The organism is Myxococcus sp. AM009, from assembly GCF_013372605.1.
Classification (GTDB): domain Bacteria; phylum Myxococcota; class Myxococcia; order Myxococcales; family Myxococcaceae; genus Myxococcus; species Myxococcus vastator.
The window spans coordinates 1-10273 of the sequence record NZ_JABXEP010000055.1; the positions used below are offsets into that span (position 1 = coordinate 1).

The 10273-nt window shown below is 68.7% G+C and carries 9 protein-coding genes; 7 read left to right on the top strand and 2 right to left on the bottom strand.

Features of this window, described 5'->3' with window-relative positions; genetic code table 11:
• Positions 1-278: 278 nt before the first annotated feature.
• From secA to HV824_RS15780, 6 genes are all read left to right on the top strand, one after another.
• Positions 279-3101 carry a preprotein translocase subunit SecA gene (gene secA / locus HV824_RS15755; protein ID WP_176419216.1) on the top strand — a complete coding sequence of 941 codons (2823 nt, stop codon included), beginning with the start codon at positions 279-281 and terminating at the stop codon, positions 3099-3101.
• 378 nt (positions 3102-3479) lie between these two features.
• Positions 3480-4478 carry a 30S ribosomal protein S2 gene (gene rpsB / locus HV824_RS15760; protein WP_176419217.1) on the top strand — a complete coding sequence of 333 codons (999 nt, stop codon included), beginning with the start codon at positions 3480-3482 and terminating at the stop codon, positions 4476-4478.
• Positions 4479-4636: 158 nt separating this feature from the next.
• Positions 4637-5290 (top strand): translation elongation factor Ts, encoded by a 654-nt coding sequence (tsf, locus tag HV824_RS15765; RefSeq protein WP_176419218.1) that lies wholly within the window; start codon positions 4637-4639, stop codon positions 5288-5290.
• A 218-nt stretch (positions 5291-5508) separates the two neighbouring features.
• Positions 5509-6261, top strand: a complete 753-nt coding sequence (pyrH, locus tag HV824_RS15770; protein WP_176423639.1) for a UMP kinase — start codon at positions 5509-5511, stop codon at positions 6259-6261.
• A 38-nt stretch (positions 6262-6299) separates the two neighbouring features.
• Positions 6300-6857: a ribosome recycling factor gene (gene frr / locus HV824_RS15775; protein WP_176419220.1), complete on the top strand. Its 558-nt coding sequence runs from the start codon at positions 6300-6302 to the stop codon at positions 6855-6857.
• Complete coding sequence (locus tag HV824_RS15780; protein WP_176423640.1) at positions 6854-8587, top strand: diguanylate cyclase; 1734 nt, start codon at positions 6854-6856, stop codon at positions 8585-8587. Before frr ends, HV824_RS15780 begins: the two co-directional genes overlap by 4 nt.
• Here the strand turns inward: HV824_RS15780 and cyaY are convergent.
• Entirely contained in the window at positions 8575-8907 is a 333-nt protein-coding gene (gene cyaY, locus HV824_RS15785) for an iron donor protein CyaY (protein WP_176419222.1), read from the bottom strand. The two genes, HV824_RS15780 and cyaY, sit on opposite strands and share 13 nt — an antisense overlap.
• Positions 8908-8920: 13 nt before the next feature.
• Positions 8921-9418 carry a histidine phosphatase family protein gene (locus HV824_RS15790; RefSeq protein ID WP_176419223.1) on the bottom strand — a complete coding sequence of 166 codons (498 nt, stop codon included), beginning with the start codon at positions 9416-9418 and terminating at the stop codon, positions 8921-8923.
• A 189-nt stretch (positions 9419-9607) separates the two neighbouring features.
• Between HV824_RS15790 and HV824_RS15795 the strand changes: the two genes are divergently transcribed.
• A complete protein-coding gene (locus tag HV824_RS15795; protein ID WP_176419224.1) occupies positions 9608-10273 on the top strand; it encodes a hypothetical protein in 666 nt (221 codons plus the stop codon).

A 10273-nucleotide genomic window follows, 5' to 3' on the forward strand; every position in this document is an offset into this window, starting at 1 on the left:
GCCTTCACGACGACCTCCCTCCCGCCACCCGGGGCGCCCCGGGTGGCGGGAGGGAGGTCGTCGTGAAGGCCGGGAGGGGCCTCGGCGTTGATTTCGTGTGGGGGACATTGCGTGGGCCGGGTTCCGCTTTACTCTGAGCCGCTGCGTGGTGGGCGGCCTGCCGAGTGGAAGTTTCGGCGGACGCACGTGGTTTCCATACGTTTCTCCCTTACACCTCCAGGGATTTCCCTTCACTCGCCGCCGTCCTTCGAGGATTCTCCGGCGAGAGAGCCGACCGAATGATCGAATGGACGCTGAAGAAACTGATTGGGACCAAGAACGAGCGTGAGCTCAAGAAGGCTCACGCGAAGGTCGCCCGGGTCAATGAGCTGGAAACCCGCATGCGGGCCCTCAAGGACGAGGACTTCGTCTCCGAGACGAACCGCATGCGGCAGGAGATCCAGAACGGCCGTTCGCTGGACGACCTGCTCTTCGAGGCCTTTGCCATCACCCGCGAGGCGGCGCGCCGCGTCATCGGCCAGCGTCACTACGACGTGCAGCTCATTGGCGGCATGTTCCTCCACGAGGGCTGCATCGCGGAGATGCGCACCGGTGAAGGCAAGACGCTGACGGCGACGCTGCCCACCTACCTCAACGCGCTGTCCGGCCGGGGCGTGCACGTCGTCACGGTGAACGACTACCTGGCCCGCCGCGACGCGGAGTGGATGGGCCGCGTGTACCGCTTCCTGGGCATGACGACGGGCTGCGTGCTGCACGAGCTGAACGACAAGCAGCGGCAGGAGTCGTACCGCTCGGACATCACCTACGGGCAGAACAACGAGTTCGGCTTCGACTACCTGCGCGACAACATGAAGTTCCGCCTGCAGGACTACGTCCAGCGCGAGCTGAACTTCGCCATCGTCGACGAGGTGGACTCCATCCTCATCGACGAGGCCCGCACGCCGCTCATCATCTCCGGCCCCACCGAGGACAGCACCGACAAGTACTACCGGGTGGACCAGGTCATCCCCGGGCTGGTGCCGGACCAGGACTACACCCTGGACGAGAAGCACCGCTCCGTGTCCCTCACGGATGACGGCATCGAGAAGCTCCAGAAGCGGCTGGGCGTGGGCAACCTCTACGACCCGGGCGAAATCGAGATGCTGCACCACGTGGACCAGGCCCTGCGCGCGCACACGCTCTACAAGCGCGACAAGGACTACGTGGTGAAGGACGGCGAGGTCGTCATCGTCGACGAGTTCACCGGCCGCCAGATGCCGGGACGCCGCTGGTCCGACGGCCTTCACCAGGCCATCGAGGCCAAGGAAGGCGTGAAGATCGAGAACGAGAACCAGACGCTCGCGACGGTCTCCTTCCAGAACTACTTCCGCATGTACTCCAAGCTGGCCGGCATGACGGGCACGGCGGACACGGAGGCGGAGGAGTTCGCCAAAATCTACAACCTCGACGTGCGCGTCATCCCCACCAACCGTCCGCCCATCCGCAAGGATCTGCAGGACGTGGTGTACAAGACGGAGCGCGAGAAGTTCGAGGCGGTGGCGGCGGAAATCGAGGAGCTGCACAAGGCGGGGCAGCCGGTGCTCGTGGGCACGGTGTCCATCGCCAAGAGCGAGGTGGTGGCCAGCTTCCTCAAGAAGCGCGGAATCCCCCACAACGTCCTCAACGCCAAGCAGCACCAGCGCGAGGCGGACATCGTCGCGCAGGCCGGCCGCAAGGGCGCCGTCACCATCTCCACCAACATGGCCGGCCGCGGGACGGACATCCTCCTGGGCGGCAACGCGGAGGTCCTGGCCAAGTCGTCCATGGGCCCGCCGCCCGAGCCGCCCACGTCGGCCCCGGACGGGCAGCCGCTGGACCTGACGGCCTACGAGGCGGAGCTCGCGGCGTGGCAGCAGAAGCTCGCCGACACCCAGGCGAAGCTCGAGGAGCAGACGAAGAAGGAGCGCGAGGAGGTCCACGGCGCCGGCGGCCTCTTCATCATCGGCACCGAGCGCCACGAGTCGCGCCGCGTGGACAACCAGCTGCGTGGCCGCGCCGGCCGCCAGGGTGACCCGGGTGGCAGCCGCTTCTTCCTGTCGCTGGAGGACGACCTGATGCGCATCTTCGGGTCCGAGCGCATCCAGGGCCTGATGGAGCGGCTGGGCATGGAGGAGGGCGAGGTCATCGAGCATGTGTGGCTGTCACGTGCCATCGAGGGCGCCCAGAAGCGGGTCGAAGGCCACAACTTCGACATCCGCAAGAACCTCCTCGAGTACGACGACGTGATGAACCAGCAGCGCCGCACCATCTACAAGCTGCGCCGCCAGGTGCTGGCCGCGGGCGCGGGCGTGCCGCTGGTGGAGTACGAGGAGGATCCGAAGACGCGCATCAAGACGCGCTCCGAGCGGACCATCAGCTGGGCGGACTTCCGCGAGCTGATTCTGGACTCGATGGAGGACGTCATCGTGTCCCTCACCGACACCTACGCGCCCACCCGCGGCGTGGAGGGCTGGGACATCGCCGCGCTCCAGCAGGGCGTGAAGGAGACCTTCAACCTCGAGATGAACTTCGAGGGCGTGGGCAACCGCGAGGAGCTCCAGGAGCACATCTACAAGGCGGCGGAGAAGATCTTCCAGGCGCGCGACGAGGAGTTCGGCGAGAACTTCATGCGCTTCCTCCAGTACAACTACCTGGCGACCATCGACCGGCTCTGGAAGGACCACCTGCTGGCCATGGACCACCTGCGCCAGGGCATCGGCCTGCGCGGCTACGGCCAGAAGGACCCGAAGCAGGAGTACAAGAAGGAGGGCTACCAGGGCTTCATCCAGATGCTCTCCGCCATCAAGGCGCAGTTCGTCACCCAGCTCATGCACGTGCAGCCCCGCTCCGCCTCCAGCGCGGCGGAGGAGGCCGCCCGCATCCAGCGCCAGCTCGCGCAGCAGCAGCAGAAGGCGGTGGCGGGGCGCGCCACGGCGGACGGCAAGCTGGATGAGGGCTCGGTGGCCGCGGCGGCTCGCCCGGCGGGGGCCAGCAAGCCGGCGGTGGGCCGCAACGACCCCTGCCCCTGCGGCAGCGGCCGGAAGTACAAGAAGTGCCACGGCGCCTCGGAGGCCAGCGTCTAGGACGCGGGCTGTCTGACAGGTCACCGTGCAGGACGCCGGCGCGGCGCCACCCCCTGGGGAGGCACCGCGCCGGTGCTGTCCTGGCGGGGTAAGAGGGCCTCGCTGGGACGGGAGGAGGGCAGGGGTGCGGCGGGTGCCGTCCCTGCCCAGACGGGCGGTGCGGCGAAGCTTGCGCGGCCCGGAGGGGTTCTGTTAAGGACCCCCCGCCCCAAGGTATGGGGTCGGGGGGACGTCCACCCCAGGCAGTACCCACTACTCACACGTTCGTGCCGGTCGCCGGTGCTTCCGTGGGTGAGCGCCTCTCTTCGGAGAGGGACTCCCCCGTGGTCGTTTCGGCCGGAAGGTTTCTCGAGCGTGGCGGAACAACCGGAGAGACACATGGAAACGCAGGACACGCAGACGCAGCAGCAGGCGATGGCCGCCGCCGGTGGCATCACGATGAGGCAGCTCCTGGAGGCCGGTGTTCACTTCGGCCACCAGACGAAGCGCTGGAACCCGAAGATGAAGCCGTTCATCTTCGGCGCCCGCAACGGCATCTACATCATCGACCTGCAGAAGACGGTCGTGATGGCCCGCTCGGCGTTCCGCTTCGTGGCGGACATCACCGCGCGCGGTGGCTCGGTGCTCTTCGTCGGCACCAAGAAGCAGGCGCAGGACGTGGTCCGCGAGGAGGCCGCGCGCGCCGGTCAGTACTTCGTCACCAGCCGCTGGCTGGGTGGCACGCTGACCAACTTCAAGACCATCAAGCAGGGCATCGACCGCCTGAAGACGCTGGAGAAGATGTCCGAGGACGGCACCTTCGAGCGCCTCCCCAAGAAGGAAGTCGCCCTGCTCGAGCGTGAGCGCGAGAAGCTGGAGAAGAACCTGGGCGGCGTGAAGGAGATGTCGAAGCTGCCTCGCTGCGTCTTCGTCATCGACCCGAAGAAGGAGCACATCGCCATCCACGAGGCGAGCCGCCTGGGCATCCCGGTCATCGGCCTGGTGGACACCAACTGCGATCCGGATGGCATCGACTTCGTCATCCCGGGCAACGACGACGCCATTCGCTCCATCAAGCTCTTCACCTCCAAGATCGCCGAGTCCTGCATCGAGGGCGCCGCGCGTTACCGCGCCTCGGGCGCCGCCGAGCGCGACGAGCAGGAGGAGCGCGAGGGCCATGACCGTGGTGACCGCCGCGACGACCGCCGTGGCCCGCGCCGTGGTGACCGTCGCGACGACCGTCGCGACCACCGGGGTGGTGACCGTGGTGGCGACCGTCGTGGCCCCCTCGTTGAGATGAGGACCGCGGCCCCTGTCGCCGCTGCCCCCGAGGCCGCTGCTCCCGAGGCCGCGGCCCCCGAGGCCGCTGCTCCCGCGAGCGAGACGGCGGCCGAGTAGCCGTCCCTTCCTCACGTCAGTGCCGAAGCGGCCGGGTGGCGCCTGTTCGGGCCAGCTCCCCGGCCGCCTCTGTTTCCCTGGTGCCGCAGTATCCCCTTGAACTTGCAATGCTTCGCCCGGCGCAGTGCGCCCTGGAGTGGCGGAGGCAGGAGACGACGATGGCCGAAGTTAGCGCCCAGATGGTGAAGGAGCTCCGCGAGCGGACCAACGCGGGCATGATGGACTGCAAGAAGGCGCTCGCCGAGTCCGGTGGCGACTTCACCAAGGCCGAGGAGTGGCTGCGCAAGAAGGGCATCGCCAAGGCCGCTGGCAAGGAAGGCCGCGTTGCCGCCGAGGGCGTCATCGGCACCTACGTTCACGGTGGCCGCATCGGCGTCATCGTCGAGGTGAACTGCGAGACGGACTTCGTCGCTCGCAACCCCGACTTCCAGGAGCTGGTGAAGGACGTGGCCATGCAGGTCGCCGCGGCCAGCCCCAAGTTCGTCCGTCGTGAAGAGGTCCCCACGGACAACCTGGACAAGGAGAAGGACATCCAGCGGGAAATCCTCAAGCAGCAGGGCAAGCCTGAGGCGATGCTGGAGAAGATCCTCGTCGGGAAGATGGAGAAGTACTACGAGGGCGTGTGCCTCGTGGACCAGCTCTGGGTGAAGGACGACAAGAAGAAGGTCGGCGAGATGATCTCCGAGCGCGCCGCGAAGATTGGCGAGAAGGTCTCCGTGCGCCGCTTCGTCCGCTACGAGGTGGGTGAGGGCATCGAGAAGAAGAAGGACGACCTCGCCGCCGAAGTCGCCAAGACGCTGGGCCAGGCGTAAGGCCTCCGCGGTCCCCATGGGGCCGCGAGCCTGGACGCAGGGCTGACAAGGGCCGCGCGCACCGGAATCACCCCACACGGGGCGTCCGGGCGACGCGGCCCTCGCTTTTTGCGGGTCTGATTGGCCCCTCCCCGTGCGACCGCCAGCGGACGATGTCGGGCGGGCCCACCGACTCCAGCGTTGATCCCTCGCGGAGCGGGGGATAGAAGCGGTGGCGCATGTCCTCCGACACGAAGAAGCCGCTCCCGTATAAGCGCATTCTCCTCAAGCTCTCGGGCGAGGCCCTGATGGGGGAGGGGAAGTACGGCATCCATCCGCCCACGCTGATGGGCATCGCCGAGGAAGTCATCGAGGTGGCGCAGGCCGGCGTGGAGGTCGCCCTGGTGATTGGCGGCGGCAACATCTTCCGCGGCGTCGCGGGCGCCACGGAGGGCATGGACCGCGCCAGCGCTGACTACATGGGCATGCTGGCCACCTGCATCAACTCCATGGCCATGCAGGACGCGCTGGAGAAGAAGGGCCTGCACACGCGCGTGCTGTCCGCCATCAAGATGGAGCAGATCGCGGAGCCGTACATCCGCCGGCGCGCGGTGCGCCACCTGGAGAAGGGCCGCGTGGTGATTTTCGCGGCGGGCACCGGCAACCCGTACTTCACCACCGACACCGCCGCCTCGCTGCGCGCCATGGAAATCAACGCGCAGGTCATCCTGAAGGCGACCAAGGTGGACGGGGTGTACAACGCGGACCCGAAGAAGGACCCCACCGCGCGACGTTACCGGTCGCTGACGTACATGGACGTGTTGAAGCAGAATCTCAACGTCATGGACTCCACGGCCATCTCGCTGTGCATGGACAACAAGCTGCCCCTCATCGTGTTCGACCTGACGCAGCGGGGCAACATCCGCCGCGCGGTGCTGGATGGCGGGGACATTGGTACGTTGGTGGGTGGCAACGAGACGGTCTGGGCCTGAGCCCCGACCCACCGGCAAGCACTCAAGGAGAGAACGCAATGAGTGGAGACGTCGTCGCCGAACTGAAGGGCCGTATCGACAAGTCGCTCGAGGGCCTGCGCACGGACCTGACGAAGGTCCGCACGGGCCGCGCCAGCATCGCCATCCTGGATGGCGTCCGGGTGGACTACTACGGCACGCCGACGCCGCTGTCAGGCGTGGCCAGCGTGAACGCGCCCGAGCCCCGGCTCATCACCATCAAGCCGTGGGAGAAGAGCGTCCTCAAGGACATCGAGAAGGCGCTGCGCGAGGCGAACCTGGGCATCAACCCGATGAACGACGGCGAGATGATTCGCCTGCCCTTCCCGCCGCTCACCGAGGAGCGCCGCAAGGACATCGCCAAGCAGGTGAAGAACAAGGGCGAGGAGTTCAAGGTCGCCATCCGCAACCTCCGCCGCGACGCGAACGAGGCGCTGAAGACGCAGCTGAAGGACAAGAAGATCACCGAGGACGACCACAAGCGCGTCACCGAGGTCGTGCAGAAGCAGACCGACGCGGGCATCACGCAGGTGGATGAAATCGTGAAGAAGAAGGAGAAGGAGGTCATGGAGGTTTGAGGTCCTCCATTGTCCTCGCCGAGCCCTCCGCACCGGTGGCGGGCGCTCTGCGCCGCTACCTGGAGGCCGCCGGTCACGAAGTGTCCTGGGTGGGCAGCGTCGACGAGGCGCTGCGCGCGGTGCGGGAACGCACGCCCACCGTCCTGCTGGCGTCCGGAACGGGCGCCCTGGACGGTGAGGCGCTGTGCAGGAGTGTGCGGGCCGAAGGCCTCGCCGCGCCGGTGTTGCTGCTGTACCCGCCGGAGGAGGAGCAGGCGGACACGCGTGCCGCCCAGGCGGGCGCGGACGGGTGCCTGGTGGGGCCGCTGAAGCGCCCCACGGTGCTGACGTGTGTGTCCCTGCTCGTCCAGCGCGAGGAGGCGCTGCGGCGGGTGGCTTTCGTGGGCACACCGCCGCCGCCCCCTCCGTTCGCTGGGGCCTCTCACGAGGGCGGACCTCCGCCGCTGCCGGGCGCGTTGGGCGGGCGGATGGTTCCGCCACCGCCGCCGCTCGACGACGTGGGGGTGCCCGTCGAGCGCGCGGAGGCGCGGGGCGTGCCCCCTCCGCCGCCGCTCGCCGAGGAGGCCCCGGAAGCCGAGAGCGCGCAGGCGCTGGTGGTGTCACCTCCGCCCGAGGCGGATGCTCCGTTGCCCGAGGGTCGCGGCGCGGAGACCGCGTCACTGCCACCCGAGCTGGACGAAGAGCCCATCACGTCGCCGTCCTCCGGGGCGGGCAGTACGGCCCCGGATGTGGGCGCGGCGCCTGCTTCGGCCGCTGCGGAGTCGCAGGCTGTCGAGGAAGACGACCTACCGCTGCTCCACGCGGAGCCCGCGGACGACGAGCCGGGTGACGCCGGGCAGGCGTCCGAGGACAGGCCCGTGGCCACGGAGGCCGTCGCCGCGCCAGGAGTCGGTGCCGAGACGTCGCCCGAGTCGACGCGCCTGCCTGAAGCGACGACGGGTTCAGCGCCGCGGTCCGCGGACGCGGTCGCTCCAGCGGGGGACGAGCGACCGGCGTCGTCCGCGCCGGCGTCACCGCCCGAGGCCGCGGCTGCCTCGGCGACGAATCCCGCGGACTCTGGCGCCGCATCCACGCGCGTGCCTGACGCCTCCACCGCGACGCCAGCGGCCAGTGCTCCGCCTCCCTCGGTGGGGGCCCGGCACTCCGGCGCCTTCCCCGCGCTGGCGCCCACGCCTGTTCCGGGCGGCAGCCGCATCAGCCGGTCCGACCTGGCGGCGATCGGCGCCTCTCCGGACTTCGAGTTCCTCAAGCGGCTGATGTTGATGGAGGTGAAGCGCAGCCGGCGCTACCGCTACCCCATCGCCGTGCTGTTGGTGGACATCGACAAGTTCGCGGAGAAAGCGGCGCCCCTGGCCCCCGCCGCGCGGAAGCTCGCGCTCGCCGAGGCCCTGGGCCTGCTCGTGTCGGGCGTGCGCGATATCGACGTCGCCGTGCCCTTCGCGGACAGCCGCTTCGTCGTCTTCCTGCCGCACACGCCGCGCTCCGGCGCGCTGGTGGTGGGGCAGCGTCTGCGCGAGCTCATCAAGTCCCTGACGGCCTTCGAGGGCGCCAGCGCCTCCGTGGGCGTCGCTGTCTCCGAGCCCCCGCCGGGTCGTGGACCCGTGGCGGGCGCGCTGACTCAGGTCAGCTTCGGCAGCCTCCTCAAGGAGGCCGGTGAAGCCCTGCGCCGCGCTCAGGCCGCGGGTGGGGATTGGGTGGAAGCCGCGAGCGGAAGGACTCAGCCGGGGTAGACGAAGTCCGCGCCGGCGATGCCGCGGACAACGTCCGCGACGAACGACATCAACTCCAGGCCTCGGCCCTTGTCGTCCTTCCAGGTGCCGGTGGCCGCGTCGTAGTCGAAGTGGATGCCCTGACCCCGGCCCGCCACCCAGACCTGCCGAACGGCGCGCTGGGTGTTGACGATGCACTTCTCCCGCGAGGCCGCGGTGAGCGTCACCATGTCGCCGGTGCTGTCGGCTTCCAGGATGTCGGGGTCGATGGCATCCGCCGCGCCGAGGATGCGCTTGAACGCGGCGGAGACCAACTGGTTGTAGCGAGCTTCGTCCATCATGGCCGCGACGGCCTCACTGGATGATGTCGAGCACCTGCTGACCCGGGGCGGCGTAGAACAGGAACTTGAACGACGGTGAAGATTCCCCCTCCGCGCGCTCCAGGCCGATGACGGTGCCCGGGTTGACGGGCTTGGGGAAGGACTGCATGCCGAGCAGATGGGCCGCCAGGGCGCCCATGGACGGCTGGTGACCCACGAGGACGAGGTTCTCGTCGGCGTACTCGGTGAGCACCGGCTCCACCGCGCCCACGGGCATGTCGGGCAGCAGGCAGCGATGCACCTTCAGCGGGCCCTCGAACCTGGCGGAGATGGAGAGGATCTGCGCTGTCTGCACCGTGCGAACCAGCGGGCTGGTCAGGATGCGCCCCACGGGACCAATGCGCTCGGTCAGCGAGGCGAAATGCTGGGCGGTGCTGGCGCGAGACTTCGCGGTGAGGGCGCGTGCCTCGTCACCGAGACCCTCGGGGATCTCCGCGTCCGCGTCCGCGTGCCTAACCAGGAAAAGCCTCAAATTCCCTCCACCGCTTTCGACAGAACCGCGGTTCGTACACGAGCGCGGCGGGGTTGGTCAAAGGTAATGCGGCGATTGTTCAGTGGCCGGAACAACCCCACCGTGACAGACAGAGGCGGGACGCCTCTCACCGCCCAGGTTGCAGGAGCATACATGAGGGGCTGACATGTCTCGTCTGGAGGAACGCGCGTGCGCAAGCTGCTGTGGGGACTGTGGGTGCTCGTGGCCTTCTCGGCCTGCAAGAAACCCGAGGACGCCTCCGGGTCGCCCGCCGGGGTGGTGGACGAGCAGGCTCCCAGCGCCGCCGACAGTGTCGTGGAGGCCGGCCCCTACCCGGTGACGAAGGAGAAGCTGGACGCGTACGTGGGCTACCAGCGGCGCATGCTGGAGGTGTACGGCTCGCTGATGAAGGGCCTGCAGAACCTGGGGGCGCTGGTGGACGCCGGTACCCCGGAGGCCATGGCCGCCGCGCGCGAGGGCCTGAAGGTGGTGGAGGCCAAGGCCAAGGCGGAGGCCGAGGCGCGCCGCGAGGCCCAGCTCTCCGAGGCGGACGTCAACGGCATCGCCGAGGTCGTCACCGCCGTCATCAGCCAGCGGCAGCTGGGGCGCACGCTCCAGTACGAAGAGGAGCTGAAGAAGCTGGAGGCGCTCCAGGCGAAGCTGCCGCCCGAGCAGCAGCAGGGCATGGCGCCCCAGGTGGCGTCGATGCGCGCCCAGGTGGAGGCCTTCCAGACGCTGGCCGACGCCCGCAGAGCGCATGGCGATGCGAACGTCGACGTCGTCCTGACGCGCGAGGAAGACCTCATCCAGAACTATCAGGAGATGATTCGCGTCTTCACCGGCACGCGCCGGTGA